At 61.9% G+C, this 25,756-nt stretch carries 28 protein-coding genes and 1 tRNA gene; 3 read left to right on the top strand and 26 right to left on the bottom strand.

What is annotated here, in order from left to right; translation table 11 throughout:
* Positions 1-123: 123 nt before the first annotated feature.
* From der to trmJ, 19 genes are all read right to left on the bottom strand, one after another.
* Complete coding sequence (der, locus tag D906_RS17935) at positions 124-1,587, bottom strand: ribosome biogenesis GTPase Der (protein WP_016713195.1); 1,464 nt, start codon at positions 1,585-1,587, stop codon at positions 124-126.
* Between the two features lie 116 nt (positions 1,588-1,703).
* Positions 1,704-2,846, bottom strand: a complete 1,143-nt coding sequence (bamB, locus tag D906_RS17930) for an outer membrane protein assembly factor BamB (RefSeq protein ID WP_016713196.1) — start codon at positions 2,844-2,846, stop codon at positions 1,704-1,706.
* Positions 2,847-3,488, bottom strand: coding sequence for a tetratricopeptide repeat protein (locus D906_RS17925; protein WP_016713197.1), 642 nt, complete (start codon positions 3,486-3,488; stop codon positions 2,847-2,849).
* Between the two features lie 38 nt (positions 3,489-3,526).
* On the bottom strand, positions 3,527-4,816 hold the full coding sequence (hisS, locus tag D906_RS17920; RefSeq protein WP_016713198.1) for a histidine--tRNA ligase: 1,290 nt from the start codon (positions 4,814-4,816) through the stop codon (positions 3,527-3,529).
* Positions 4,817-4,841: 25 nt separating this feature from the next.
* Positions 4,842-5,951, bottom strand: a complete 1,110-nt coding sequence (gene ispG, locus D906_RS17915) for a flavodoxin-dependent (E)-4-hydroxy-3-methylbut-2-enyl-diphosphate synthase (protein WP_016713199.1) — start codon at positions 5,949-5,951, stop codon at positions 4,842-4,844.
* A 3-nt stretch (positions 5,952-5,954) separates the two neighbouring features.
* A complete protein-coding gene (locus D906_RS17910) occupies positions 5,955-6,989 on the bottom strand; it encodes a RodZ family helix-turn-helix domain-containing protein (protein WP_027615474.1) in 1,035 nt (344 codons plus the stop codon).
* Positions 6,986-7,747 (bottom strand): type IV pilus biogenesis/stability protein PilW, encoded by a 762-nt coding sequence (gene pilW, locus D906_RS17905; RefSeq protein WP_019098531.1) that lies wholly within the window; start codon positions 7,745-7,747, stop codon positions 6,986-6,988. The genes D906_RS17910 and pilW overlap by 4 nt, the downstream gene beginning before the upstream one ends.
* A 14-nt stretch (positions 7,748-7,761) precedes the next feature.
* A complete protein-coding gene (gene rlmN, locus D906_RS17900) occupies positions 7,762-8,907 on the bottom strand; it encodes a 23S rRNA (adenine(2503)-C(2))-methyltransferase RlmN (RefSeq protein WP_016713202.1) in 1,146 nt (381 codons plus the stop codon).
* A 28-nt stretch (positions 8,908-8,935) separates the two neighbouring features.
* On the bottom strand, positions 8,936-9,361 hold the full coding sequence (gene ndk, locus D906_RS17895) for a nucleoside-diphosphate kinase (RefSeq protein WP_016713203.1): 426 nt from the start codon (positions 9,359-9,361) through the stop codon (positions 8,936-8,938).
* 88 nt (positions 9,362-9,449) lie between these two features.
* Complete coding sequence (gene iscX, locus D906_RS17890) at positions 9,450-9,650, bottom strand: Fe-S cluster assembly protein IscX (protein WP_016713204.1); 201 nt, start codon at positions 9,648-9,650, stop codon at positions 9,450-9,452.
* Positions 9,651-9,660: 10 nt separating this feature from the next.
* Positions 9,661-10,002, bottom strand: coding sequence for an ISC system 2Fe-2S type ferredoxin (gene fdx / locus D906_RS17885; protein ID WP_016713205.1), 342 nt, complete (start codon positions 10,000-10,002; stop codon positions 9,661-9,663).
* A 3-nt stretch (positions 10,003-10,005) separates the two neighbouring features.
* Positions 10,006-11,868 (bottom strand): Fe-S protein assembly chaperone HscA, encoded by a 1,863-nt coding sequence (hscA, locus tag D906_RS17880; RefSeq protein ID WP_027615473.1) that lies wholly within the window; start codon positions 11,866-11,868, stop codon positions 10,006-10,008.
* 42 nt (positions 11,869-11,910) lie between these two features.
* The gene (gene hscB, locus D906_RS17875; RefSeq protein WP_019098533.1) at positions 11,911-12,432 is read right to left on the bottom strand and encodes a co-chaperone HscB; all 522 of its coding nucleotides are present in this window, start codon (positions 12,430-12,432) and stop codon (positions 11,911-11,913) included.
* 8 nt (positions 12,433-12,440) lie between these two features.
* Positions 12,441-12,764 carry an iron-sulfur cluster assembly protein IscA gene (gene iscA, locus D906_RS17870; RefSeq protein WP_003248536.1) on the bottom strand — a complete coding sequence of 108 codons (324 nt, stop codon included), beginning with the start codon at positions 12,762-12,764 and terminating at the stop codon, positions 12,441-12,443.
* A gap of 28 nt (positions 12,765-12,792) precedes the next feature.
* Positions 12,793-13,179 (bottom strand): Fe-S cluster assembly scaffold IscU, encoded by a 387-nt coding sequence (iscU, locus tag D906_RS17865; RefSeq protein WP_003248539.1) that lies wholly within the window; start codon positions 13,177-13,179, stop codon positions 12,793-12,795.
* Positions 13,180-13,225: 46 nt separating this feature from the next.
* Complete coding sequence (locus tag D906_RS17860; protein ID WP_012270592.1) at positions 13,226-14,440, bottom strand: IscS subfamily cysteine desulfurase; 1,215 nt, start codon at positions 14,438-14,440, stop codon at positions 13,226-13,228.
* Between the two features lie 46 nt (positions 14,441-14,486).
* Positions 14,487-14,978 carry a Fe-S cluster assembly transcriptional regulator IscR gene (gene iscR / locus D906_RS17855; RefSeq protein ID WP_025753812.1) on the bottom strand — a complete coding sequence of 164 codons (492 nt, stop codon included), beginning with the start codon at positions 14,976-14,978 and terminating at the stop codon, positions 14,487-14,489.
* 179 nt (positions 14,979-15,157) lie between these two features.
* Positions 15,158-15,943 carry a serine O-acetyltransferase gene (gene cysE / locus D906_RS17850; protein ID WP_016713210.1) on the bottom strand — a complete coding sequence of 262 codons (786 nt, stop codon included), beginning with the start codon at positions 15,941-15,943 and terminating at the stop codon, positions 15,158-15,160.
* Between the two features lie 3 nt (positions 15,944-15,946).
* Positions 15,947-16,702 (bottom strand): tRNA (cytosine(32)/uridine(32)-2'-O)-methyltransferase TrmJ, encoded by a 756-nt coding sequence (gene trmJ, locus D906_RS17845; protein WP_016713211.1) that lies wholly within the window; start codon positions 16,700-16,702, stop codon positions 15,947-15,949.
* A gap of 151 nt (positions 16,703-16,853) precedes the next feature.
* Here trmJ and suhB point away from each other — a divergent pair, with 151 nt between their 5' ends.
* Entirely contained in the window at positions 16,854-17,672 is an 819-nt protein-coding gene (suhB, locus tag D906_RS17840; protein WP_016713212.1) for an inositol-phosphate phosphatase, read from the top strand.
* Positions 17,673-17,775: 103 nt separating this feature from the next.
* On the opposite strand, the gene D906_RS17835 is transcribed toward suhB, so the two are convergent.
* From D906_RS17835 to queA, 6 genes are all read right to left on the bottom strand, one after another.
* Positions 17,776-18,318, bottom strand: a complete 543-nt coding sequence (locus D906_RS17835; protein WP_025753813.1) for a glycine zipper 2TM domain-containing protein — start codon at positions 18,316-18,318, stop codon at positions 17,776-17,778.
* A gap of 120 nt (positions 18,319-18,438) precedes the next feature.
* Complete coding sequence (secF, locus tag D906_RS17830) at positions 18,439-19,347, bottom strand: protein translocase subunit SecF (RefSeq protein ID WP_016713214.1); 909 nt, start codon at positions 19,345-19,347, stop codon at positions 18,439-18,441.
* A gap of 10 nt (positions 19,348-19,357) precedes the next feature.
* Positions 19,358-21,220: a protein translocase subunit SecD gene (secD, locus tag D906_RS17825; RefSeq protein ID WP_016713215.1), complete on the bottom strand. Its 1,863-nt coding sequence runs from the start codon at positions 21,218-21,220 to the stop codon at positions 19,358-19,360.
* A gap of 63 nt (positions 21,221-21,283) precedes the next feature.
* Positions 21,284-21,619, bottom strand: coding sequence for a preprotein translocase subunit YajC (gene yajC, locus D906_RS17820; RefSeq protein ID WP_016713216.1), 336 nt, complete (start codon positions 21,617-21,619; stop codon positions 21,284-21,286).
* Positions 21,620-21,662: 43 nt separating this feature from the next.
* Positions 21,663-22,778: a tRNA guanosine(34) transglycosylase Tgt gene (tgt, locus tag D906_RS17815; protein WP_014589748.1), complete on the bottom strand. Its 1,116-nt coding sequence runs from the start codon at positions 22,776-22,778 to the stop codon at positions 21,663-21,665.
* Between the two features lie 14 nt (positions 22,779-22,792).
* Positions 22,793-23,842, bottom strand: coding sequence for a tRNA preQ1(34) S-adenosylmethionine ribosyltransferase-isomerase QueA (gene queA / locus D906_RS17810; protein ID WP_016713217.1), 1,050 nt, complete (start codon positions 23,840-23,842; stop codon positions 22,793-22,795).
* Between the two features lie 106 nt (positions 23,843-23,948).
* On the opposite strand from queA, the gene D906_RS17805 reads away from it, so the two are divergent.
* Positions 23,949-24,033, top strand: a tRNA-Leu gene (locus D906_RS17805).
* A gap of 235 nt (positions 24,034-24,268) precedes the next feature.
* Here D906_RS17805 and D906_RS17800 read toward each other — a convergent pair.
* Positions 24,269-24,691 (bottom strand): VOC family protein, encoded by a 423-nt coding sequence (locus D906_RS17800; protein WP_019098535.1) that lies wholly within the window; start codon positions 24,689-24,691, stop codon positions 24,269-24,271.
* Positions 24,692-24,955: 264 nt separating this feature from the next.
* Here D906_RS17800 and D906_RS17795 point away from each other — a divergent pair, with 264 nt between their 5' ends.
* Positions 24,956-25,603: a trypsin-like peptidase domain-containing protein gene (locus D906_RS17795; protein WP_020424245.1), complete on the top strand. Its 648-nt coding sequence runs from the start codon at positions 24,956-24,958 to the stop codon at positions 25,601-25,603.
* Positions 25,604-25,756: the final 153 nt, after the last annotated feature.

Raw genomic sequence — 25,756 nt, 5'->3', positions numbered from 1 at the left:
GGCACGGGGTGGAGTCCGAGCATAGCGGATCGGGCGGTCAGGAAAAAGGTTGAAACATTAGGGGCATTGCTTTGGATCAAACGGCCTCTTCGCGAGCAAGCCCGCGAAGAGGCTGAGGCGGAATCAGCGCTTGTCGCGGCGCTTCTTCTCGGCCTTCTTGTGGTGCGACATCAGGCGGCGCTTCTTGTTGACCTGGCGGTCGGTGAGGGTGTTCTTCTTGCCCTCGTACGGGTTCTCACCGCCCTTGTACTCGATGCGGATCGGCGTACCGACCAGCTTCAGCACACGGCGGTAGGTGTTCTCCAGGTAACGCGAGTACGACTTCGGAATTTTCTCGGTCTGGTTACCGTGAATCACGATCAGCGGCGGGTTGGCCCCCCCCAGGTGGGCATAGCGCAGCTTGATGCGGCGACCGTTCACCAGCGGTGGCTGGTGCTCGCTCACGGCGTCTTCCAGGATCTGCGTCAGGCGGCTGGTAGGCCAACGGGTTACCGCCGACTTGAACGCGGCCTGCACCGACTTGTACAGGTTACCCACGCCAGTGCCATGCAAGGCGGAGATGAAGTGGATGTCGGCGAAGTCAACGAAGAACAGCCGGCGCTCCAGCTCGGTCTTCACGTAGTCGCGTTCGCCGGGCTGCATGCCATCCCACTTGTTCAGGGCGATGACGATGGCGCGGCCCGCTTCCAGGGCAAAGCCCAGCAGGTTCAGGTCGTGGTCCACCACACCTTCGCGGGCGTCCATGACGAAGATCACCACGTTGGCGTCCTTGATCGCCTGCAGCGTCTTCACCACCGAGAACTTCTCGACTTCCTCGTGGATCTTGCCGCGTTTGCGCACACCGGCGGTGTCGATGAAGGTGTACTTCTCGCCATCGCGTTCGAACGGGATGTAGATACTGTCACGGGTGGTACCCGGCTGGTCATAGACCACCACGCGCTCTTCACCGAGCATGCGGTTGACCAGGGTGGATTTACCCACGTTCGGGCGGCCGATGATGGCGATCTTGATGCCATCTTTCTCGCTCGGGCCAGGGATGCGCACAGCTTCTTCGCCTTCGGCGACTTCGGCGTCCAGGGCTTCTTCGACCTGGTCGCGCGGCAGGTGGCCAAGCACGGCCTCCATCAGCGCGTTGATGCCACGGCCCTGGGAGCCCGCCACCGGAATGGCGTTGCCCATGCCCAGCGGCGAGAACTCGGCGCGAGCGACGTCGGCGTCGATGTTGTCGATCTTGTTAGCGACCAGAATCGCCTCTTTGTTGCGCTTGCGCAGGTGCTCGGCAATCATCTGGTCGGCGGCGGTCATGCCGGCGCGGGCATCGACCAGGAACAGCACGTAGTCGGCTTCTTCGATGGCCATGAGCGACTGCTCGGCCATTTTCTCGTCCATGCCCACTTCGTCACCGGTAATACCACCGGTGTCGATCAGGATGAAGGAACGACCCTGCCAGCTGGCATCGCCATACTGGCGGTCACGGGTCAGGCCCGACAAGTCACCGACGATGGCATCGCGGGTTTTGGTCAGGCGGTTGAACATGGTGGATTTGCCGACGTTCGGGCGGCCCACCAGGGCAATTACGGGAACCATCGGCTCTCCACTCTCGAATTCTTGAAAATGCAAAGGCCGCTGCAAGGCAGCGGCCGGAGTACGGGCGGCGTGTCCTACGCCGCAGCTTGAAGCCCGCCAAGGCTTCAAGCATAGCTTCAGCGGATGGTCAGTGCCTCGAGCTTGCCGCTGTTGCCGAAGACGTAGATGGTGTCGCCGACCACAAGTGGGCGGGCGCGCAGGCCATCGCTGTCGATACGCTCACGGCCGACGAAGCGGCCATCGACCTGGCTCAGCAGGTGCAGGTAACCTTCAAAGTCGCCTACCGCTACGTAGCTGGAAAACACTTCCGGCGCCGACAGCTGGCGGCGCGCCATGGTGTCGTTGGTCCACAGGGCGCTGGAAGTGCGCTCGTCGACGCTTTCCACGGTACCCGACGCTTCGCTGACGTAGACATTGCCGAAACCTTGGGCAACGCCCACGTAGCTGGACGCATCACGCTGCCACAGCACACGGCCGCTTTCCAGGTCCAGGCCCGCTACACGGCCCTGATAGGTGCTGACGTAGAGGGTTTCACCGGACAGCAGCAAGCCGCCATCGATGTCGACCACACGGTCCAGCTCGGAACGGCCTTGTGGAATGGCCACACGGCTTTCCCACACTGGCACGCCGTTATTGATGTCCACCGCCACCACCTTGCCAGTGGACAGGCCGGCAATGGCCAGGCGGTTGGTGGCAATCGGGGCACCGGTGCCACGCAGGGTCAGTACGGCCGGGGTGTTTTCGTAGATCCAGCGGCGGTCGCCAGTAGCGGCATCCAGGCCAATCAGGCGGTCGTCCTGGGTTTGCACCACCACCACATCACCGTTGTTGGCAGGCGGGGCCAGCACTTCGCTGGTCACGCGGGAGCGCCAACGCTCTTCACCGGTGCTGGAATCCAGGGCAATCACTTCACCCTTGAGGGTGCCGAGCATGACCAGGCCATAGCCCACGCCAACTGCGCCGGAAACCTGCAGCTCCAGGTCCTTCTTCCACACGACATCGCCAGTGATGCGGTCCAGGGCGAACACTTCGCCGTTGACGTCGGAGGCGTAGATACGGTCGTTCTCGATGGCCGGCACCAGGGTGTTGTAGGTTTCACCCTGGCCGTCACCGATCGAACGGCTCCACTGCTTCTTCAGCACCACTTCCTCGGTGAACTTGGTCAGCTCGGCCGGAGGCAGTTCCTTCTTGCTGTTGCTGCTGCAACCTGCGGCCAGCACGGCCAGGGTCAGCACTGCTGCATGTTTCCAACCGATCACTTACGCGTCCCCTTTAGCCAGGTCATCCAGCTTCAATTGCAGGCCACCGACTGCCGCGTCATCGGACAGCGCAGCCTTGGCTTTTTCGTAAGCGCTGTGTGCGTCGGCGGCACGGCCCAGTTGCACCAGCAGGTCACCTTTCAACTCTTCACGGCTGGCCAGGAAGGCTTTGTCGGCATCACCGTCAAGCAGCTTGAGCGCGTCTTCGGCCTTGTTCTGGGCGGCAAGCACGCGAGCCAGACGCTGGCGCGAAATCTCGCCCAAGGTCACGTCGGCCGGCTTGTCCAGCACGCTTTTCAGCTCGGCAGCGGCGTCGTCGAGCTTACCGCTCTCGACTGCCACCTTGGCCACGAACAGGCTGCCGTACTGGGCGTAAGCAGTACCGCCAAACTCGCTCTTGAGCTTGCCGGCCAGTTCCGCGACCTTGGTGGCGTCTGGCTGGCCAGTCGGCGTCAGGCTGGTCTCAAGCAACGCCTGATACAGCTGCGAGGCACCTTGCGACTGGTTGTTCTGGTACTTGTGCCAGGTATTCCAGCCCAATACCACCACGCCGGCCAGCAATGCGCCGGTCAGCAGCGGCTTGCCGTTGCGATTCCACCAGTCCTTGACCCCTGCCAGATCATCATCATCGGTACTCGACACCCCAATACTCCTTTTCGCCTATTCGTTGTTGAACCGCGTTACGCCTGCGCGATCGCGGTTTCCAGGTGCTCTGCCAGAGCATCCCAGGCAATGTTCTGTTGTTCGCCCTGGCCACGCAGGGGCTTCAAGCCGATTTCTTGCTTGGCCAGCTCGTCGTCGCCCAGGATCAGGGCGAACAGCGCGCCACTCTTGTCGGCTTTCTTGAACTGGCTCTTGAAGCTGCCACCACCGGCGTTTACCGCCAGGCGCAGGCCCGGCAGGCGGTCACGCAGGCCTTCGGATAGGCGCAGACCTGCCAGTTCGGCCTGCTCACCAAAGGCGCACAGGTAGACGTCGATCTGGCGGCTGATGGACTCCGGTACCTTGCCAAGGGTTTCCAGCAGCAGGATCAGGCGCTCGATACCCATGGCGAAACCAACGCCGGTGGTCGGCTTGCCGCCCATCTGCTCGACCAGCCCGTCGTAGCGGCCGCCGGCACACACGGTGCCCTGGGCGCCCAACTTGTCGGTGACCCACTCGAACACGGTCTTGCTGTAGTAGTCCAGGCCACGTACCAGCTTGGTGTTGATCACGAACGGAATGCCGGCTGCGTCCAGGCGGGCCTTCAGGCCTTCGAAGTGCACGCGGGACGCTTCGTCCAGGTAGTCTTCCAGCTTCGGCGCACCCACCAGTACCGCCTGGGTGTTCTGGTCCTTGCTGTCGAGAATGCGCAGCGGGTTGCTCTTCAGGCGGCGCTGACTGTCTTCGTCCAGCTGCTCCAGGCGTGCCGAGAGGAACTCGACCAGCGCGTCACGGTAGCGTGCACGGGCCTCACTGGTACCCAGGCTGTTGAGCTCCAGCTTGACCGCGTCCTGGATGCCCAGCAGGCCCCACAGGCGCCAGGTCAGCATGATCAGCTCGGCATCGATGTCCGGGCCGTCCAGGTTGAACACTTCCACGCCAATCTGGTGGAACTGGCGGTAGCGGCCTTTCTGCGGGCGCTCGTGGCGGAACATCTGGCCGATGTACCACAGTTTCTGCACCTGGCCATTGCCGGTGATGCCATGCTCCAGCACGGCACGCACGCAAGCGGCGGTGCCTTCAGGGCGCAAGGTGAGCGAATCGCCGTTGCGATCCTCGAAGGTGTACATCTCTTTTTCGACGATATCGGTCACTTCACCGATCGAGCGCTTGAACAGCTCGGTGAACTCGACGATCGGCGTACGGATCTGGCTGTACCCGTAGGTGTCCAGCAGCCCGGCCACGGTGCCTTCGAAGTAGCGCCACAGTGGCGACTGTTCTGGCAGGATGTCGTTCATGCCACGGATGGCTTGCAGCGATTTGCTCACGAATAGTCCTTACGAATTCTGTGTGTCAGCCACGGGCGATCAGCGCCGCGTCGGCTTCGGCCTTTTCGGCCGCTTTCTGGCGGATGAGTTTTTCCAGCTCATCGACCAGGTTGTCATTGGTCAGCTTCTGCGCAGGCTTGCCATCGATGTAGATCAGGTTCGGCGTACCGCCGGTCAACCCTACATGGGCTTCCTTGGCTTCGCCCGGGCCGTTGACCACGCAACCGATCACTGCCACATCCAGCGGCACCAGCAGGTCTTCAAGGCGCCCTTCCAGCTCGTTCATGGTCTTGACCACATCGAAGTTCTGCCGCGAGCAGCTCGGGCAGGCGATGAAGTTGATGCCACGCGAGCGCAGGTGCAGCGACTTGAGGATGTCGTAGCCGACTTTCACTTCTTCGACCGGGTCGGCCGCCAGCGAGATACGGATGGTATCGCCAATGCCTTCGGCCAGCAGCATACCGAGGCCGACGGCGGATTTCACCGTCCCCGAACGCAGGCCACCGGCTTCGGTGATGCCCAGGTGCAGCGGCTGCACGATCTGCTTGGCCAGCAGGCGGTAGGCTTCGACGGCCATGAACACGTCCGAGGCCTTGACGCTGACCTTGAAGTCCTGGAAGTCCAGGCGGTCGAGGTGCTCGACGTGGCGCAGGGCCGACTCGACCAATGCGGCCGGGGTCGGCTCGCCGTACTTCTTCTGCAGGTCTTTTTCCAGGGAGCCGGCGTTGACGCCGATACGGATCGGGATACCACGGTCGCGGGCGGCATCGACCACGGCGCGTACACGATCTTCACGGCCGATGTTGCCGGGGTTGATGCGCAGGCAATCCACGCCCAGCTCGGCCACACGCAGGGCGATCTTGTAATCGAAGTGGATGTCGGCGACCAGCGGCACGCTGACCAGCTGTTTGATCTTGCCGAACGCCTCGGCGGCGTCCATGTCCGGCACCGATACACGCACGATGTCCACGCCGGCATCGACCAGGCGCTGGATTTGCGCCACGGTGGCGGCCACATCGTTGGTGTCGGTGTTGGTCATGCTCTGCACCGCGATGGGCGCATCACCACCCACCGGCACATTGCCGACCCAGATTTTGCGGGATTCGCGACGTTTGATCGGAGATTCGCCGTGCATGACTTACTGTCCCAACTTCAGGCGAGCGGTCTCGCCACTGGTGAACGGGGCAACATCGACGGCCTGGCCGTTGTAGCTGACCTGGGCGCCACGGGCAAAGCCCAGACGCACCGCGAACGGCGGCTTGCCGGTCAGTTCGAGGTTGTCCCCCTTGCGCTTGATGGCGCTGAACAGCACCTTGCCGTTGCCATCGGACACCTGGGTCCAGCAATCGGCGGTGAACTGGATGGCGACCTTGGCGCTGCCTGCCGGTACTGCGGCTGGCTCGGTGACAGCCACGGCCGGCGCCGGTGCGGCAGGTGCAACAGCGGCCGGTGCCGGGGTAGCCGGTGCTACCGGGGTAGCCACTGCAGCAGGTGCAGGCTGCGCGGACACTGGCTGGGCCGGTGTCGGCGCAGGCACTGCAGCAAGGGTTGGCGCCGGGCTTGCCGGTGCCTGTTCAGCAGCGGCGGCGGGCTGTTCGGCAGCGCCCTGCTCCAGCGCCAGCGGTGCGCTTTCGGCTTGCTGGCCAGCGGAAACAGCCTGGTCTTCAGGCTCATCGAGCGGGTGAATCTGGGTGGTGCCGTCGGCACTTTCGACTTCGACGTGCTCCAAAGCAATCTTGGCCAGGTCCTTGCCACGCAGGCTGCCCTGGTCCTGCCACCAGACGAAGCCGCCACCGACCACCGCCACCAGCAACAGCAGGCTGACACCGCGCAGAATGTTGTGCGACAGGCGCACCGGCTCTTCGATACGGCCCAGCGAGTGCACCTCGCTGCCTTTGGCGTGGGTGCCGGTGTAGCGGTCGAAGGCCTCTACCAGGGCGGCCTGGTCGAGGTCCATGAGCTTGGCATAGGCGCGAATGTAGCCACGGGCAAACGTATGCCCTGGCAGCTTGTCGAAGGCGCCGGTTTCCACGTGGTTCAACGAACTGACAGTGAGGTTGAGCTTGCGGGCCACCTCGGCTTGAGACCAGTCCCGTTTCTCACGGGCCAGGCGCAAAAGCTCACCGGGGTTCTGGCCAGGCGCTACTGCTACTTCGGGATGCGCGGCGTTCATCGTTGCTCCGACAGGTATTGCTGATATTCCGGCGTACCGGGATAAAGTCGTTGTAATTGCTGGCCCATCTCGGCCAGTGTGCCCTGCTCGTCGAACACCCGGGCAAGGCGACTGCCCAGCAGCAGGCTACGGGCATCGTGGTCGCTCAACTGGCTGAAACGATCGTAGTAGTCCCGGGCCGGCACATAATGCCTGTTTTCGTAGGACAACTCAGCCATTTCCAGCAACGCTTTCGGTTGCCGCTGGTTGAGTTGCAACGCTTTCAGCAGGTAAGCATGCGCCTGGTCGCGGCGATCGAGCTTCAGGGCAGTCAGGCCCAGGTTCTCGTACACGCGTGAGCGCTCAGGATACAGGGTATCGGCGCTGGCCAGGCGAAACATCTGCTCGGCCTCGGCAAATCGCCCCTGAGCATAAAGGAAACTGCCGTAATTGTTGCGCATTCGCGTGTCGCCGGCGCGGGCTTGCAAGGCCTTGCGAAAGTGGGCTTCGGCGAGTGCCGGCTCACCTTCGGCCTGGAATACCAGCGCCAGGGCCGCGTGCGCGTCGGCATCGGTGCTGTCGAGGGCCAGGGCCTTGCCCAGTGGCGCCTTGGCCTGCGCGGTCAAACCCTGTTGCAAATACCCCAGGCCCAGTTGCACATAAGCCCGCCCCGCCTCTGCCCTGCCCTGGCGGCTGGCCAGGGGGTCGCTCGCGCCGCCCGACACACAGCCGGCCAGCAGCAAGAGCGCAAGGATCGACAGCGCGGCGCGCAGGCTCATGGGCAAAGTCCCGGTCAGTGGCTGGCGGCGCTGTCTTGCAGCTCGACGTCCGCGGAGAGCTGGCGCACAGCGATGTAGCGCTCGCTACGGCGGGTGCGGTCGTTGACCTGGCCGACCAGCTGACCACAGGCAGCATCGATATCGTCACCACGGGTGGTGCGGGTGGTGACGTTGAAGCCACCGTGGTGCAGCAGGTCCTGGAAGCGACGAATGGCGTTGTTGCTTGGCCGCTCGTAGCCCGAATGCGGGAACGGGTTGAACGGGATCAGGTTGATCTTGCACGGTACATCGCGCAGCAATTCGATCATTTGCGCGGCATGCTCAGGCTGGTCGTTGACGTCCTTGAGCAGGGTGTACTCGATGGTCAGCACGCGCTTGCCACCCAGGGTGGACATGTAGCCCATGCAAGACTCCAGCAGCACTTTCAGCGGGTACTTCTTGTTGATCGGTACCAGCTTGTTGCGCAGTTCGTCGTTCGGTGCGTGCAGCGACAGGGCCAGCGACACGTCAATGTGCTTGGCCAGCTCGTCGATCATCGGCACCACGCCCGAGGTGGACAGGGTAACGCGACGCTTGGAAATGCCATAGCCCAGGTCATCCATCATGATTTTCATGGCGGCGATGACGTTGTCGAAGTTCAGCAAGGGCTCGCCCATGCCCATCATCACCACGTTGGTAATCGCGCGGTCGACTTTGGCAGGGACGGTCCCGAAGGATTTGTTGGCAAGCCACACCTGGCCGATCACTTCGGCGGCAGTGAGGTTGCTGTTGAAGCCTTGCTTGCCAGTGGAGCAGAAACTGCAGTCCAGGGCACAGCCGGCTTGCGACGATACGCACAAGGTGCCGCGGTCGTCGGTAGGAATGTAGACGGTCTCGACGCAGCTGCCGGAGGCAACGCGGATCACCCACTTGCGGGTACCGTCGGCGGAAATGTCTTCACTGACCACTTCCGGAGGCCGAATCTCGGCAACGGCCTCGAGCTTTTCGCGCAAGACCTTGCCTACGTTGGTCATGGCCGCAAAGTCGGACACGCCAAAATGGTGAATCCATTTCATCACCTGGCCGGCACGGAAGCGTTTTTCCCCGATCGAGTCGAAGAATTGTTCCATTTCCGGCTGGGTCAGACCCAACAGGTTGATTTTGCCAGTAGATGTCGTCATGGATTCACCCTCACCCGTAAGCTTTCGCTTAGCGAGTGGTTACCTCGGTAGCAGCGAAGAAGTAAGCGATTTCGCGAGCAGCAGCAGCTTCGGAGTCCGAACCGTGAACGGCGTTGGCGTCGATCGACTCGGCGAAGTCAGCACGGATGGTGCCTGGAGCAGCTTCTTTAGGGTTGGTAGCGCCCATCAGCTCACGGTTCAGAGCGATGGCGTTTTCGCCTTCCAGAACCTGAACAACAACCGGGCCGGAAGTCATGAAGGCAACCAGGTCACCGAAGAAGCCGCGCTCGCTGTGCTCAGCGTAGAAGCCTTCGGCTTCGGCTTTGGACAGTTGCTTGATTTTCGAGGCAACGATTTTCAGGCCGGCTTCTTCGAAGCGAGTGGTGATCTTGCCGATGACGTTTTTGGCAACGGCGTCAGGCTTGATGATCGAGAAAGTACGTTGAACAGCCATGGAAAACTCCAGAATATGAGTGACACGAAAAATTAAACCCGCGAATTATACGCGGGTTCCGGGGGATTGCCTAACCTGCAAGTGACGCTTAGTCGGCTTCGTCGATCCAGGCAGCCTGGATGGCCTCGAGCACTTTCTCACCGCCGCGTGACGGATCGTCGCTGAACTCTGGCAATGCCAGCACCCAGCGGTGCAGGTCTACGAAATTCACATAACGAGGATCGACCTCAGGCTTGCTTTCTGCAAGCTGAATGGCGATCTCAAGTACATCAATCCATTTCAGGCTCATGGTGCAAACCTCAGTGCGGCGCTTCAGCGGCGTGGTTGAGCGAGTACTTGGGGATCTCGATGGTCAGGTCTTCGTCAGCGACGACCACCTGACACCCCAGGCGCGACTGCGCTTCCAGGCCCCAGGCCTTGTCCAGCATGTCTTCTTCCAGCTCGTCGGCTTCTTCCAGCGAGTCGAAACCCTTGCGCACGATGCAGTGGCAAGTGGTACAGGCCTTGACGCCGCCGCAGGCACTTTCCATCTCGATGTGATGGTCGTGGGCCAGTTCCAGGATATTGGTCCCGGTCGGCGCCTCCACGGTCAGCCCCTCGGGGCAGAACTTCTCATGCGGCAGGAATGTCACCAGCGGCATCGGTTACTCCTCGATCTCATTCAGGTTGCGCCCGGCCAGTGCGGCTTTGACCGTCGAATCAAGGCGACGGGCGGCAAATGCGTCGGTCACCTGCGACAGACGCTTGGTCTGTTGCTCGATGGCTGCGCCATCGGTGCCGGCCAGCAAATCACGTAGTTCTTGCATCTGGAATTCGATGGCTTCGCGCTCGTCACGGCTGAGCAGGCGCTCACCGTCGGCGTCCAGGGCGCCCTGTACCGCTTCAAGCAGGCGCTCGCCGTCCACCTGGTGCTCGCGCAGCTGGCGGGCGTGCTTGTCGGAACCTGCGTGTTCGAAGGAGTCCTTCAGCATGCGGGCGATTTCACCATCGGTCAGGCCGTAGGACGGTTTGACCTGGATGCTGGCTTCCACGCCCGAACCCAGTTCGCGGGCGGCGACGCTGAGCAGGCCATCGGCATCCACCTGGAAGGTGACGCGGATTTTCGCCGCACCGGCAACCATGGCCGGAATGCCGCGCAGCTCGAAACGGGCCAGCGAGCGGCAGTCGCTGATCAGCTCGCGCTCACCCTGCAGGACATGGATCATCATGGCCGTCTGGCCATCTTTATAAGTGGTGAACTCCTGGGCACGCGCCACCGGAATGGTGGTGTTGCGCGGGATCACCTTCTCCATCAGCCCGCCCATGGTCTCAAGACCAAGCGACAGCGGGATGACATCAAGCAGCAGCAGTTCACCACCTTCGCGGCGGTTGCCGGCCAGGGTGTCGGCCTGAATGGCGGCACCGATGGCCACCACCTGGTCAGGATCGATCGAGGTCAGCGGGGGACGGCCGAACAGCCCGCCCACGGCTTCGCGCACTCGTGGTACGCGGGTCGAGCCACCCACCATGACCACGGCACTGACTTCTTCCAGCTCCACGCCACTGTCGCGCACGGCGCGGCGGCAGGCCTTGAGGCTGCGGGCAACCATCGGTTCGATCATGGCTTCGAACTCGGCACGGCTCAGCTCACCCTGCCAGGCGCCATGGCTGACGCCGACCACGTCGGCGTCGGTCAGCGCTTCCTTGGCGGCGCATGCTGTTTGCAGCAACGCACGCTGGGTGGCCGGATCCAGGTCGGACGACAGGCCAGCCTGCTCGATGATCCAGCCGGCAATGGCGTGGTCGAAATCGTCACCACCCAGGGCGGTATCGCCACCGGTGGCCAGCACCTCGAACACACCAGCGGTCAGGCGCAGAATGGAAATATCGAAGGTACCGCCACCCAGGTCATAGATGGCCACCACACCTTCGGCATTCTGGTCCAGGCCATAGGCCACGGCAGCCGCCGTCGGCTCATTGAGCAGGCGCAGCACGTTCAAACCAGCCAGGCGCGCAGCGTCCTTGGTGGCCTGGCGCTGGGCGTCGTCAAAATAGGCCGGCACGGTGATCACCGCGCCTACCAGCTCGCCACCCAGGGTCGCTTCGGCGCGCTCGCGCAGCACCTTGAGGATGTCAGCGGACACTTCCACCGGGCTTTTCGGGCCCTGCACAGTGTCGATGAACGGCATATGCGACTCGCCACCCACAAAGCGGTAGGGCAACTGCTCGCCCAGCTGCTTGACGTCGGCCAGGCCGCGCCCCATCAGGCGCTTGACCGACAGCACGGTGTTCAGCGGGTCGCTGGAAGCGGCATCACGTGCGGCCTGCCCCACTTCGTTGCGCCCTTCGAGGTAGCGCACCGCGGACGGCAGAATGACGTTACCCTGCGCATCAGGCAGGGGCTCGCAACGGCCGCTGCGCAATGCGGCGACCAGAGAGTTGGTGGTACCCAGGTCGATCCCCACCGCCAGGCGGCGCTGGTGCGGCTGAGGGCTTTGACCGGGTTCGGCAATCTGCAGTAGGGCCATGCTTATCTGAATACCTTAGGTGCCATCACGGGCGACACCGGGTTAATCGTCGAGGCGCTCTTCCAGTTGGCGCACTTCTTGGGCGAGCTTGTCGAGGAATTGCATGCGACGCATCAGGCGCTCGGCCTTTTCGCGCTCGCCTGGGGCATCCCAGCAGGCGGCAAAGTCCTCGTTCAGGGTCTCCTGGGCAGCCTTCAGGCGCCGCTTGAACACACCCACGCCGTCAAGGTCGGCTTCGTCCTGCAACTCTTCGAGCTCTTCGCGCCACTGCATCTGCTGCAACAGGAAGTCCGGGTCGTGGACCGTGACTTCCTGGGGCACTTCATGACCACTGATGGCCAGCAGATAGCGGGCGCGACGCGGCGCACTGCGCAGTGTCTGGTAAGCGTCGTTGAGGGCTGCGGACTTCTCCAGCGCTACACGCTGCTCACGCTCGGAGGCGTCGGCAAAGCGGTCGGGATGGACTTCGCGGGCCAACTCGCGGTAGCGAGTGGCCAGCTTGTCGAGGTCCAGGCGGAAGCTTGGCTGGAGGTCAAACAATGCGAAATGACAAGGAGTTCCCACAGCCAGCCTCAAACGTTGAAGCTTTCGCCGCAGCCACACTCACCGCGCACGTTGGGGTTGTTGAACTTGAAGCCTTCGTTCAACCCTTCCTTGACGAAATCCAGCTCGGTGCCGTCGAGGTAGACCAGGCTCTTGGGATCGATGATCACCTTCACGCCGTGGTTCTCGAACACCTGGTCTTCGTCCGCCAGTTCGTCAACGAACTCCAGCACGTAGGCCAGGCCCGAGCAACCGGTGGTGCGCACGCCCAGGCGAATGCCCTCACCCTTGCCGCGCCCGTCGAGGGAGCGGCGAATGTGGTTGGCGGCGGCTTCTGTCATGCTGATAGCCATCAGGACTCCTTACCTCGCAACAGGCGGCTTAGATCAAGCCTTTCTTCTGCTTGTAATCGCGTACCGCTGCCTTGATGGCATCTTCGGCGAGTACCGAGCAGTGGATCTTGACCGGCGGCAACGCCAGTTCTTCGGCCAGCTGGGTGTTCTTGATGGTCTCGGCTTCGTCCAGGGTCTTGCCCTTCATCCACTCGGTGGCGAGGGAGCTGGAAGCAATGGCCGAACCGCAGCCGTAGGTCTTGAACTTGGCGTCTTCGATAACGCCCTGCTCGTTGACCTTGATTTGCAGACGCATTACGTCACCGCACGCCGGGGCGCCGACCATGCCGGTGCCAACGTCTGGGTCTTCGGCATTCATCTTGCCGACGTTGCGTGGGTTTTCGTAGTGGTCGATGACCTTTTCACTGTATGCCATGGTGCAATTCCTTCCTCATCAGGGAGCCGCTCTTGCCGGCGACTGCTTAGTGGGCGGCCCACTCGATCTTGGAGATGTCAACGCCGTCTTTGTACATGTCCCACAGCGGCGACAGCTCACGCAGTTTGTTGACGGCCTCGCAGACTTTCTGCGCGGCGTAGTCGACTTCTTCTTCGGTGGTGAAACGGCCGAAGGAGAAGCGGATCGAGCTGTGCGCCAGCTCGTCGTTGCGGCCCAGGGCACGCAGTACGTACGAAGGTTCGAGCGACGCGGAGGTGCAGGCCGATCCGGACGAAACGGCGATGTCCTTCAGCGACATCAGCAGCGATTCGCCTTCGACGTAGTTGAAGCTCAGGTTCAGGTTGTGCGGTACACGGGCAGTCTGGCTGCCGTTGACGTACAGCTCTTCAAGGTCCGAAACCTGCTTGAAGAAGCGGTCGCTCAGGGCCTTGATGCGCGCGTTCTCTGCGACCATTTCCTGCTTGGCGATGGCGAAGGCTTCGCCCATGCCGACAATCTGGTGAGTTGGCAGAGTGCCCGAACGCATGCCACGCTCATGGCCACCGCCGTGAATGATGGCTTCCAGGCGTACACGCGGCTTGCGGCTGACGTACAGCGCGCCGATACCTTTAGGGCCGTAGACCTTGTGCGCCGAGAACGACATCAGGTCGACTTTCAGTTTTTGCAGGTCGATTTCGACCTTGCCGGCCGACTGGGCGGCATCGACGTGGAACAGGACGCCGCGCGAACGGGTCAGTTCACCGATGGCGGCGATGTCGTTGATCGAGCCGACTTCGTTGTTCACGTGCATCAGCGAGACCAGGATGGTGTCGTCGCGCAGCACTGCTTCTACCATGGCCGGGGTGACGATGCCGTCTTCGCCTGGCTCAAGGTAGGTGACTTCGAAACCTTCACGCTCCAGCTGGCGAGCGGTATCCAGGACCGCCTTGTGCTCGATCTTGGAGGTGATGATGTGCTTGCCCTTGGTCTGATAGAAGTGCGCGACGCCTTTCAGCGCGAGGTTGTCGGACTCGGTGGCACCGCTGGTCCAGACGATTTCGCGCGGATCGGCGTTGATCAGCTCGGCAACCTGGCGACGACCGTTCTCGACCGCTTCCTCGGCCTTCCAGCCGAAGACGTGGGAGCGCGAAGCCGGGTTACCGAAGTTCCCGTCGACCAGCAGGCAGTCGGCCATCTTCTGGGCCACGCGTGGGTCGACCGGAGTGGTCGCGGAGTAATCGAGGTAGATCGGCAACTTCATTTGTCTCTCCTATCAGGCGGTGGCGTCGCTCATCGTCCCTGGGGGATCAATCGACGGCGGACGTCTCAATCTTGTCCAGCTGGGCGGTTCGGCCTGCGACACGTCGCAAGTCCTGGCGCTGGGCGACTTCCTGTACCTCACGGCGCATGACGAGGTCGGCCAGGCTGATGCCGCTGAGGAATTCATGGATCTGCTGGCTGAGGTCGCACCACAGGTGGTGGGTCAGGCAGGTATCACCGGCATGGCAGTCCCCGAGGCCCTGGCAACGGGTAGCATCGACCGACTCGTTGACCGCATCGATGACCTGGGCCACCTGGATGGTTGCCATGCCCCGCGACAGCTGGTAGCCACCGCCTGGACCGCGCACGCTGGAAACCAGGCTGCTGCGGCGCAACTTGGCGAACAGCTGTTCCAGATAAGAGAGGGAAATGCCCTGGCGCTCGGAAATATCGGCCAAAGACACCGGCCCATGCTGCGCGTGCAACGCCAGGTCGAGCATGGCGGTCACGGCGTATCGGCCTTTGGTAGTCAGTCGCATGGCTATTGGGTACCACGGGAGTTTCGGGATGTGTGCGAGTATGCGATTCCCGAGCATTTAAGTCAACTATAAGACCTACTGCTTTAGTCGGGTTTGCATCGGGGAGGCGGGCGCGAGTGTAGCAGACGAGGGGCGTGAGCACACGCCCCGTATGTCACTATGATTTCAGTGCGGCGCAATCAATGCGACTGAGTGTCGCGCTGGGCCACCTTGGCCTCCTCGGCAAAATCATCTTCCGGCAGGGCTGGCAGCTCCTTGGCGCAGTAGTCGCTCCCCATCTTGGTCAGGGCGCCACACATACCCTCCAGCCGCTCGTCCACCGCTTGCAAGTGGTCGAGCATCTGGCCGATGGCACGCGCCACCGGGTCGGGCATGTCGCCACTGACGCCGTAGGCATCGAAGCCGATCTTCTCGGCCATGGCCTTGCGCTTGGCCTCGACTTCGTTGTCTTCGCTCTTGACGATGATCCGCCCAGGGATGCCCACCGCCGTGGCGCCCGCTGGCACCGCCTTGGTCACCACTGCATTGGAACCAATCTTGGCCCCCGCGCCGACCGTGAACGGGCCCAGCACTTTGGCCCCCGCCCCTACCACCACGCCGTTTTCCAGAGTGGGGTGGCGCTTGCCTTTGTTCCAGCTGGTTCCGCCCAGGGTCACGCCCTGATAAAGGGTGACGTCGTCGCCGATCTCGGCGGTTTCGCCAATGACGATACCCATGCCATGGTCAATGAAGAAGCGCCGGCCAATGGTGGCGCCCGGGTGGATCTCGATACCGGTCAGCCAGCGGCCGAAGTTGGACACCAGCCGGGCCAGCCACTTGAAATCACGCTTCCACAAGGCATTGCCCAGACGGTGCAGCCAGATGGCATGCATGCCGGGGTAGCAGGTGAGCACCTCGAAGGCATTGCGCGCAGCCGGGTCACGGTGGAATACGCTTTGAATATCTTCACGCAGGCGTTCGAACATCTGTCAGTCCTTCCGTTTATGCGGCTCGCCCCGGACCACTTTCTGGGTCTCGGTAAGGATGCCGCGCAAAATGCTCATTTCCGAACGCTCGACCGCCACCCGCCCATAAAGCCGGCGCAAGCGCGGCATCAGGTGCTTGGGTTTTTCCGGGTCGAGGAAGCCGATGCCCACCAGGGTTTTTTCCAGGTGGTCGTAGAACAGCTCCATTTCGTCCATGGTCGCCAGCTCGCTGGCGTCAACCTTCTCGACTTTTTCCGGCGCTGCACCGCCAGCTAGCCACGCCATGCGCACCTCATAGGCGAGCACCTGCACGGCAGCGGCGAGGTTCAGCGAACTGAAGTCGGGGTTGGAGGGAATGTGCACGTGGAAGTGACATCGCTGCAGTTCTTCGTTGGTCAGGCCAGCGTGTTCGCGCCCGAACACCAGGGCGATTTCTTCGCCACCATTGGCATGCTCCACCGCCTTGGCACCGCACTCGCGCGGGCCGATCAACGGCCAGGGAATGCTGCGCTCGCGGGCGCTGGTGCCCATGACCAGGTTGCAGCCGACCAGCGCCTGCTCAAGGCTGTCGACCACCTGGGCGTTATCCAGCACATCGTCGGCGCCCGAGGCACGGGCACTGGCATCCACGGCGGGGAATTCTTTCGGCTGCACCAGCACCAGACGCGACAAGCCCATGTTTTTCATGGCACGCGCAGCGCCGCCGATGTTGCCGGGGTGGCTGGTATTGACCAGAACAACACGAATATTTTGCAGCAAGGTGTTGTGCTCACAGATGCAGGAATCAGGGGCTTCGATCTTACAGAACCGACAGACGTAACGCCATGAAAGCAAATGTGACACTTCTGCCGCCAAAGTTTTCTGCTAGAATGATCGGCTTTCTTCTTTAACATCTCCAGGTGACCCGCCCATGCAGCCTATGCTGAATATCGCCCTGCGCGCCGCTCGCAGCGCCAGTGAACTGATTTTCCGCTCCATCGAACGCCTGGATAGCATCAAGGTGGACGAGAAAGAGGCTAAGGACTACGTTTCCGAGGTTGATCGCGCCGCCGAGCAGAGCATCGTCAACGCCCTGCGCAAGGCCTACCCGAACCACTCCATCCAGGGCGAGGAAACCGGCCTGCACGCGGGTAGCGGCGAAGAAGGCAAGGATTACCTGTGGATCATCGACCCGCTGGACGGCACCACCAACTTCCTGCGTGGCATCCCGCACTTCGCCGTCAGCATCGCCTGCAAATACCGTGGCCGCCTTGAGCACGCCGTGATCGTCGACCCGGTTCGCCAGGAAGAATTCACCGCCAGCCGTGGCCGTGGTGCCCAACTCAATGGCCGTCGCCTGCGCGTCAGCTCGCGCACCAGCCTGGAAGGTGCCCTGTTGGGTACCGGCTTCCCGTTCCGTGACAACCAGATGGCTGACATGGACAACTACCTGGGCATGTTCCGCGCCCTGACTGGCCAGACCGCCGGCATCCGCCGTGCCGGTTCCGCCAGCCTGGACCTGGCCTACGTGGCCGCTGGCCGTTTCGACGCCTTCTGGGAGTCGGGCCTGTCCGAGTGGGACATGGCAGCTGGCGTGCTGCTGATCCAGGAAGCCGGTGGCCTGGTGAGCGACTTCAACGGTGGCCACGACTTCCTCGACAAGGGCCACATCGTTGCAGGCAACATCAAGTGCTTCAAGGCCGTACTGACGGCCATCCAGCCGCACCTGCCAGAGAGCATGAAGCGCTAAGCGCAGATCGCCGGAAAGCAAAAAGCACCCCTCGGGGTGCTTTTTTTTGCCTGACAACTTTGCATTGCCTGCACCGACCTCATCGCCGGCACAGGCAACAAGATCACTGCCCTGCCTCGCTCAGGATCAGCTTGCCATTCTTGTCCACTGGAATGGTCGACCCCGGCTCACGATCCATCTTCACCTTGCCGACCTGATCGCCAAGGGTGTAGGTCACGTTGTAGCCCACCACCTTCTCACTGATGTCATTCACCGTGTTGCAGCGAGTTTGCGTGGTGGTGTAGGTGTCACGCTCCTGCATGCCTTCCTGCACCTTGTTACCGGCATAACCGCCACCGACCGCACCGGCCACGGTGGCGATCTTCTTGCCGGTGCCGCCGCCAATCTGGTTACCCAGCAAACCACCGGCGATTGCACCCACCACAGTACCGGCAATCTGGTGCTGGTCCTTGACCGGTGCCTGACGCGTCACGGCGACGTCCTTGCAGACCTCGCGCGGGGTTTTTACCTGTTGTTTGATCGGTTGCACGTCGGTGACCTGCGCATACTCAGGCCCCTTGTTGACCAAGCTGTAGGTCGCCACAGCACCTCCGGCAGTTACACCGACAGCACCCAGTACCGCACCCACCAGCATTGATTTGTTCACATGAACCTCCTGATCATACCCGCGGGGGTTAGCCCGCCTTCTCCCAGCCTTGGAGCAAAAAAAAAGGCGCGAGTTCAATACTCGCGCCTTTCGGGCAGCCAAACGGCGTGAGACAAGCCTTTATGGGCGCTCGTCCACACCTTCCGCCTTGGCCGGCGGGATCAGGTCTTCGCTGTTCAGGTTCAGCCAGATCAGCACCACGTTGGCGATATAGATCGACGAGTAGGTACCGGCCATGACGCCGATGAACAGGGCCAGCGAGAAGCCGAACAGGTTATCGCCACCGAAGAACAACAGCGCAGCAATGGCCAGCAAGGTCGAAACCGAGGTGGCGATGGTACGCAGGAGGGTCTGGGTGGTGGAAACGTTGATGTTTTCGATCAACGATGCCTTGCGCATGACGCGGAAGTTCTCACGCACCCGGTCGAATACCACGATGGTGTCGTTCAGCGAGTAACCGATGATCGCCAGCACCGCTGCCAGCACCGTCAGGTCGAAGGTGATCTGGAAGAACGACAGGATACCCAGGGTGACCACCACGTCGTGGATCAGCGAAACGATCGCGCCCACGGCGAACTTCCACTGGAAGCGGAAGGCCAGGTAGATGAGGATGCCGCCCAAGGCCAGGAGCATGCCCATGCCGCCCTGGTCGCGCAGCTCTTCACCTACCTGCGGGCCGACGAACTCGACACGCTTGAGGGTGGCCGGGTTGTCACCGCCTGCCTTTTGCAGGGCAGCAGCTACCTTGTTACCCAGTTGCGGGTCATCGCCCGGCATACGCACCAGCAGGTCGGTGGTGGCGCCGAAGCTCTGCACCACAGCCTCGTGGAACCCGGAATCGACCAGCTCGGCACGCACCGCCTTGAGGTCGGCCGGGCGCTCGTAGGTCAGCTCGATCAGCGTACCGCCGGTGAAGTCCAGGCCAAAGTTCAGGCCTTTCTGCCACCAGCTGAACAGCGCCAGCACGGTGAGGAGCACGGTAATGGCGAACGCGACATTGCGCACGCCCATGAAGTTGATGGTTTTCATCGCAGCTCCCTCAAACCCACAGCTTCTTGATGTCACGCCCGCCGCAGGTCAGGTTGACCATTGCACGGGTCACCATGACGGCGGTGAACATCGAGGTGAAAATCCCGAGGGACATGGTGACCGCAAAGCCTTTGACCGGGCCGGTACCCATGGCGAACAGGATGCCGCCGACCAGCAGGCTGGTCAGGTTGGCGTCGATGATCGCGGTGTAGGCGCGGTTGAAGCCTTCGTGGATGGCGCGCTGTACCGACATGCCGGCGTTCAGCTCTTCGCGGATACGCGAGAAGATCAGTACGTTGGCGTCTACCGCCATACCCATGGTCAACACGATACCGGCAATACCCGGCAGGGTCAGGGTGGCGCCCAGCAGCGACATCAGTGCAAGCAGCAGCACCATGTTGCCCGCCAGGGCGATGGTGGCGATCACGCCGAAGCCGCGGTAGATGGCGATGATGAACAGCGAGACGAACAGCATGCCCCACAGCGATGCATCGATACCCTTGGTGATGTTGTCGGCACCCAGGCTTGGGCCAATGGTACGTTCTTCAGCGAAGTACATTGGCGCAGCCAGACCACCGGCACGCAGCAGCAGGGCCAGTTCGGACGATTCGCCCTGGCCGTTCAGGCCAGTGATGCGGAACTGGCTACCCAGCGGCGACTGGATGGTCGCCAGGCTGATGATTTTCTTCTCTTCCACGAAGCTTTGTACGGCAACGTCCTTCTCGACGCCGTCGACGGTCTGCTTGACGTAGCGGGTGACCGGCTTCTGCTCGATGAAGATCACCGCCATGCTGCGACCCACGTTGCTGCGGGTAGCGCGGCTCATCAGCTCGCCACCGTGGCCATCCAGGCGGATGTTCACCTGTGGGCGGCCGTGCTCGTCAAAGCTGGCCTGCGCGTCGGTTACCTGGTCACCGGTGATGATCAGGCCACGCTCTACAGGGGCGGAGCGGCCGCCTTCGCGGAACTCGAACACCTCGGTAGTGGCCTTGGACGCGCCTGGCTCGGCACCGAAGCGGAACTCCAGGTTGGCCGTTTTACCGAGAATACGCTTGGCTTCGGCAGTGTCCTGCACACCTGGCAGCTCGACCACGATACGGTTGGCGCCCTGGCGCTGTACCAGCGGCTCAGCCACGCCCAGCTCGTTCACGCGGTTGCGCACGGTGGTGAGGTTCTGCTTGATCGAGTATTCGCGGATTTCGGCAACTTTTGCCTGGGTCAGCGCCAGACGCAGCACCGCAAGCTCGTTGCGCTCGGTGGTGGTCAGGTCGAAGTCATTGAAATTCTTGCGGATCAGGGCACGCGCCTGTTCGCGGGTAGCATCGTCAGCGAAGCCCAGCATGATGCCGCCATCCTGCTGAGGCAGGCTGCGGTAGCGGACGCGCTCTTTGCGCAGCAAGGTCTTGACCTCGCCTTCGTAGACTTTCATGCGGGCCGTCATGGCCTTGTCCATGTCCACTTCCAGCAGGAAGTGCACACCACCGGACAGGTCCAGGCCCAGCTTCATCGGGCTTGCACCCAGATTGCGCAACCATTGCGGGGTAGTCTGGGCCAGGTTCAGGGCCACGACGTAATCATCGCCCAGCGCCTTGCGCACGACATCCTTGGCTGGCAGTTGGTCTTCCTGGTTGGTCAGGCGGATCAGCCCGCTGCCCTTCTCGCCCAGGCTTGCGCCCTTGACGGCGATCTTGGCATCGACCAGCGCCTTGCTGACGCGATCGAGGTCGGCCTGGTTCACCTGCAGCGCCGAGCTGGCACCGCTGATCTGCACCGCAGGGTCATCCGGGTAGAGGTTGGGAGCGGAATAAATGAAACCGACCACCAGTACCAGCACGATCAGTGCATATTTCCACAGAGGGTATTTGTTCAGCATCACGCCGCCCGTTCAAGACGCGGGGCGCGTTGCGCGCCCCGACTGGAAAGAAAAAACGGTAACTCAGATAGCCTTGAGCGTACCTTTTGGCAGGGTGGCCGCAATGGCACCCTTCTGGAACTTCAGTTCGACGTTGTCGGACACTTCCAGTACCACGAAGTCATCGGAAACCTTGATGATCTTGCCGGCGATGCCGCCGTTGGTGACAACTTCGTCACCTTTCTGCAAGTTGCTCAGCAGGTTCTTCTGCTCTTTGGCGCGCTTGGCCTGCGGGCGCCAGATCATCAGGTAGAAGATGACCAGGAAACCGACCAGGAAAATCCACTCGAAGCCAGTACCGGCTGGGCCGGCGGCGGGTGCTGCTGCGTCCGCGTAGGCGGCGGGGATCAAGAAGCTCATTGGGCACTCCTAATGTAAATTTTCTAATAATGTGTGCGAACAGTCAGTCCAAAGGCGGCACAGGCAGCCCGCGCTTGGCGTAGAAGGCGTCGACAAAGGCGGCCAATTTACCCTGTTGAATAGCCTCGCGTAAACCGGCCATCAAGCGCTGGTAATGGCGCAAGTTGTGGATGGTATTCAGCATGCTGCTCAGCATTTCGCCGCACTTGTCCAGGTGATGCAGATAGGCGCGGGAGAAGTTGGTGCAGGTGTAGCAGTCACAGGTCGGATCCAGCGGCGATTCATCGTGGCGATGGAACGCGTTGCGGATCTTGATCACCCCTGTATCGACGAACAGATGGCCGTTGCGCGCATTACGCGTCGGCATCACGCAGTCGAACATGTCGACGCCGCGGCGCACACCCTCAACGAGATCTTCCGGTTTGCCTACCCCCATAAGGTAACGAGGTTTGTCAGCAGGCATCTGGCCCGGCAGGTAATCCAGCACCTTGATCATTTCGTGCTTGGGTTCGCCCACCGACAGGCCGCCGATGGCCAGGCCATCGAAGCCGATGTTTTCCAAGCCTTCCAGCGAGCGCATGCGCAGGTCCTGGTACATGCCGCCCTGGACGATACCGAACAGTGCTGCGGTGTTGTCGGCGTGGGCGTTCTTCGAGCGCTGGGCCCAGCGCAGCGATAGCTCCATGGAGGTGCGCGCCACGTCGTGCTCGGCCGGGTACGGGGTGCACTCGTCGAAGATCATCACCACGTCCGAGCCAAGGTCACGCTGCACCTGCATCGACTCTTCCGGGCCCATGAACACTTTCGAGCCATCGACTGGCGAGGCAAAGGTCACGCCCTCTTCCTTGATCTTGCGCATGGCACCCAGGCTGAACACCTGGAAGCCACCCGAGTCGGTGAGGATCGGGCCTTTCCATTGCATGAAGTCGTGCAGGCCGTTGTGCTTCTTGATCACCTCGGTGCCTGGGCGCAGCCACAGGTGGAAGGTGTTGCCCAGGATCATCTCGGCGCCAATGGCCTCGATATCGCGTGGCAGCATGCCCTTGACCGTGCCGTAGGTGCCCACCGGCATGAACGCCGGGGTTTCCACGGTGCCACGAGGGAAGGTGATGCGACCACGACGGGCCTTGCCGTCGGTGGCCAGCAGTTCGAAGGACATTCGACAGGTGCGACTCATGCTTGATCCTCGGGGCCGCGTGGCGCCGGATTGCGGGTGATGAACATGGCATCACCGTAACTGAAGAAGCGGTACCCGTTCTCGACCGCCGCCGCGTAGGCGGCCATGGTCTCGGGGTAGCCGGCGAAGGCCGAGACCAGCATCAGCAGCGTGGACTCCGGCAGGTGGAAGTTGGTGACCAGGGCGTCGACCACATGGAACGGCCGGCCTGGGTAAATAAAGATGTCGGTGTCGCCGCTGAAGGCCTTGAGCACGCCATCACGTGCCGCGCTTTCCAGCGAACGCACACTGGTGGTGCCAACCGCGATCACCCGGCCGCCGCGTGCGCGGCAGGCTTCGATGGCATCGACCACATCCTGGCTCACTTCGAGCCACTCTTTATGCATGTGGTGGTCTTCGATCTTGTCGACCCGCACCGGCTGGAAGGTGCCCGCCCCCACGTGCAGGGTCACGAAGGCCCGCTCCACGCCCTTGGCGGCGATCTTTTCCAGCAGCGCCTCGTCGAAGTGCAGGCCCGCTGTGGGCGCTGCAACCGCACCGGCACGCTGGGCGTACACGGTCTGGTAACGCTCACGGTCGGCGCCCTCGTCCGGGCGGTCGATGTAAGGCGGCAGCGGCATGTGGCCGACGCGGTCGAGCAGTGGCAGCACCTCTTCGGTGAACCGCAGCTCGAACAGCGTGTCGTGACGCGCGACCATTTCGGCCTCGCCACCGCCATCGATGAGGATGACCGCGCCTTCTTTCGGCGCCTTGCTGGCACGCACATGGGCCAGCACCCGGTGGCTGTCGAGCACACGCTCCACCAGCACTTCCAGCTTGCCGCCGGAGGCTTTCTGGCCAAACAACCGCGCCGGAATCACCCGGGTGTTGTTGAACACCATCAGGTCGCCGGGGCGCAGGTAGTCGAGCAAGTCGGGGAATTGCCGGTGCGACAGCGCGCCGGTCGGCCCATCGAGCACCAGCAGACGGCTGCCATGGCGCTCGGCCAACGGGTGGCGGGCGATCAGGGAATCAGGGAGTTCGAAGGAGAAATCGGCGACGCGCATGATGATGTTCGGTTCGGCAGGGCCGGGAAGTTTAGCCCAATGTGTGAAAATTGACCATGAAAGCCGATTGACCGACCAGCGGCAGCTCTCTATACTGCGCGCCACTGCCCTGATGGCGGAATTGGTAGACGCGGCGGATTCAAAATCCGTTTTCGAAAGGAGTGGGAGTTCGAGTCTCCCTCGGGGCACCAAGATCCGGAAAAAACCGACCTTATGGTCGGTTTTTTTTCGCCTGAATTTTGATCTCTCGTACAGATCGCAACTTGCACGGCCACTGTAGGAGCGGCTTTAGCCGCGAACACCGGCAAATCCGGTGCCATCCACCGCAGCGTCTGATTCGCCGGTGAACCCGCTCCCACACGTGCAAGGATGGCACCTCAGATGATGACGATTATCAGATCAATTATTCCTGTGCCCACCACAGCCTCAGGCGGGTTTGGTACCGAGATCCTCAGCAAACCGAAGCAGGTACCCGTCAGGGTCCTGCACCAGGAAGTTGCGCTGGCCAATCAATACGTGAGCGCTGCGGTACCAGCGCTCTTCAACCGGGTTTCTCAGACCATGCCCTGCTGCGTTCAACGCTGCAACCAAAGCCAATGCATCAGGGCATGCGATAGACAGGTTGATCCCACGCCCATAGGGCGGCTCCAGCGGGCCAACGCGCCAAGGTGATTCGCTGTGCCAGTCCTGTTCCAGCATCAACTGGCTGCCGCCAAAAGACAGGAAAGCGAATTGGTCTTCAGGCCGTTCGTACTCGACCTTGAAGCCAAGTATTCCGCAGTAGAAAGCAAGGCTGCGTTCGATATCACTGACAATGAGTTCAGGCACGAGCGCATTCGTTTCAACCATTCTTGAGTCCTTTCAATTCCCCAAACGAAGACAACGCGGGAGGCCCAAAGCCCCTTGTCAATTTGACGCCGCCCCAATGACTTCAGGGCCTCCAGCCATGCATGAAGCCTATTGGCCACGATATGCGCTAGCGCTTAACCTGTCACTCGTCGGATATATTCCGAAAGTATTGTCAGCATAATGGCACTTCGCCATATTTGCGCTCCCTTTTCACCACGCACCGTGTGACCCATGAAAACAATCGCGCCCTGCATGGCGGCAATGATGCTGCTCAGTGGGTGCAATGGAGTGCCAACCTCGTACGTTTCCGATCCCGTCTACAGCCAGGCTTTCGTGGTCACCTCCGGTGCCCCGCTGCCCATGTTGCTGATGGCCAGCGCCATCCAGTGGAACGAGGATTACGCCGTAACTGCCAAACACACCCCCTTCCTGCGCAACGTGGTCCACGAGGGCCTCGGTGATGTGGTGTTCTTCAAACACAAGGCCAGCAACGTGCCGGATTGGCGCCAGTATGTGCCGGGCGAAGCCGTGACGGCGGTGGGTTTCAACAGTTTCATGATGCCGATGCAGGGCAAGGGCCATGCGCTGGCGTCGCTGGTGCGGCTTGAAGGCACGCCAGGCAGTGTTTTCTATTCAGTACACGACGGCCCCATCACCAAGGGCATGTCGGGCGGGCCTGTGTTCGCCGATGACGGCAAGGTGGTCGGCATCAATGTGGCCATCATCCCCACCAGCGAGATTGATGCCGGCAAGCGCCCGGACCTGGCTGGCAAGGCGCGGATCAGCGTGTTCATGTCGTTCAACGAGATCGACAAGGAATGGCGGCGCTTTGAGTACCTGACGGCGCACAAGGGCAAGCCTCAGGCACCGGCTTCGATCAAAGGCTATGTGGCGGTTGCTGCCAAGCCTTGAGTCAGGTTCCGGAGCGCGTTTGCGGATGATAAGCGGCTTGTGATGTGAGGCTGATGGCCTCTTCGCGGGTGAACCCGCTTTTGAGACTTGTGCAGTGCCTGTGGGAGTGACCCGTTCGTTTCTTGCCCGGGCTTTTTCAACGTAGATATTGGC

Origin of the sequence: Pseudomonas sp. LAIL14HWK12:I1 (genome assembly GCF_003202095.1) — a bacterium.
Taxonomy (GTDB): Bacteria; Pseudomonadota; Gammaproteobacteria; order Pseudomonadales; family Pseudomonadaceae; genus Aquipseudomonas; species Aquipseudomonas monteilii.
Note: the sequence above shows the minus strand (reverse complement) of the source record. Positions and strands in the feature narration are given on the sequence as shown.

Bases quoted from the DNA above. Each gene is read 5' to 3' on its own strand.
- iscX (WP_016713204.1), bottom strand. From the start codon at position 9,650: ATGAGCCTGAAATGGATTGATGTACTTGAGATCGCCATTCAGCTTGCA.
- ndk (WP_016713203.1), bottom strand. From the start codon at position 9,361: ATGGCTGTTCAACGTACTTTCTCGATCATCAAGCCTGACGCCGTTGCC.
- cysE (WP_016713210.1), bottom strand. From the start codon at position 15,943: ATGTTCGAACGCCTGCGTGAAGATATTCAAAGCGTATTCCACCGTGAC.
- ispG (WP_016713199.1), bottom strand. From the start codon at position 5,951: ATGCACGGCGAATCTCCGATCAAACGTCGCGAATCCCGCAAAATCTGG.
- iscU (WP_003248539.1), bottom strand. From the start codon at position 13,179: ATGGCATACAGTGAAAAGGTCATCGACCACTACGAAAACCCACGCAAC.
- D906_RS17860 (WP_012270592.1), bottom strand. From the start codon at position 14,440: ATGAAGTTGCCGATCTACCTCGATTACTCCGCGACCACTCCGGTCGAC.
- yajC (WP_016713216.1), bottom strand. From the start codon at position 21,619: ATGAGCTTCTTGATCCCCGCCGCCTACGCGGACGCAGCAGCACCCGCC.
- tgt (WP_014589748.1), bottom strand. From the start codon at position 22,778: ATGTCCTTCGAACTGCTGGCCACCGACGGCAAGGCCCGTCGTGGTCGC.
- D906_RS17800 (WP_019098535.1), bottom strand. From the start codon at position 24,691: ATGGTTGAAACGAATGCGCTCGTGCCTGAACTCATTGTCAGTGATATC.
- iscR (WP_025753812.1), bottom strand. From the start codon at position 14,978: ATGCGACTGACTACCAAAGGCCGATACGCCGTGACCGCCATGCTCGAC.
- secF (WP_016713214.1), bottom strand. From the start codon at position 19,347: ATGAAAACCATCAACTTCATGGGCGTGCGCAATGTCGCGTTCGCCATT.
- iscA (WP_003248536.1), bottom strand. From the start codon at position 12,764: ATGGCTATCAGCATGACAGAAGCCGCCGCCAACCACATTCGCCGCTCC.
- secD (WP_016713215.1), bottom strand. From the start codon at position 21,220: ATGCTGAACAAATACCCTCTGTGGAAATATGCACTGATCGTGCTGGTA.
- fdx (WP_016713205.1), bottom strand. From the start codon at position 10,002: ATGCCGCTGGTGACATTCCTGCCGCATGAGAAGTTCTGCCCCGAGGGG.
- hscA (WP_027615473.1), bottom strand. From the start codon at position 11,868: ATGGCCCTACTGCAGATTGCCGAACCCGGTCAAAGCCCTCAGCCGCAC.
- suhB (WP_016713212.1), top strand. From the start codon at position 16,854: ATGCAGCCTATGCTGAATATCGCCCTGCGCGCCGCTCGCAGCGCCAGT.
- der (WP_016713195.1), bottom strand. From the start codon at position 1,587: ATGGTTCCCGTAATTGCCCTGGTGGGCCGCCCGAACGTCGGCAAATCC.
- rlmN (WP_016713202.1), bottom strand. From the start codon at position 8,907: ATGACGACATCTACTGGCAAAATCAACCTGTTGGGTCTGACCCAGCCG.
- queA (WP_016713217.1), bottom strand. From the start codon at position 23,842: ATGCGCGTCGCCGATTTCTCCTTCGAACTCCCTGATTCCCTGATCGCC.
- pilW (WP_019098531.1), bottom strand. From the start codon at position 7,747: ATGAGCCTGCGCGCCGCGCTGTCGATCCTTGCGCTCTTGCTGCTGGCC.
- D906_RS17910 (WP_027615474.1), bottom strand. From the start codon at position 6,989: ATGAACGCCGCGCATCCCGAAGTAGCAGTAGCGCCTGGCCAGAACCCC.
- D906_RS17795 (WP_020424245.1), top strand. From the start codon at position 24,956: ATGCTGCTCAGTGGGTGCAATGGAGTGCCAACCTCGTACGTTTCCGAT.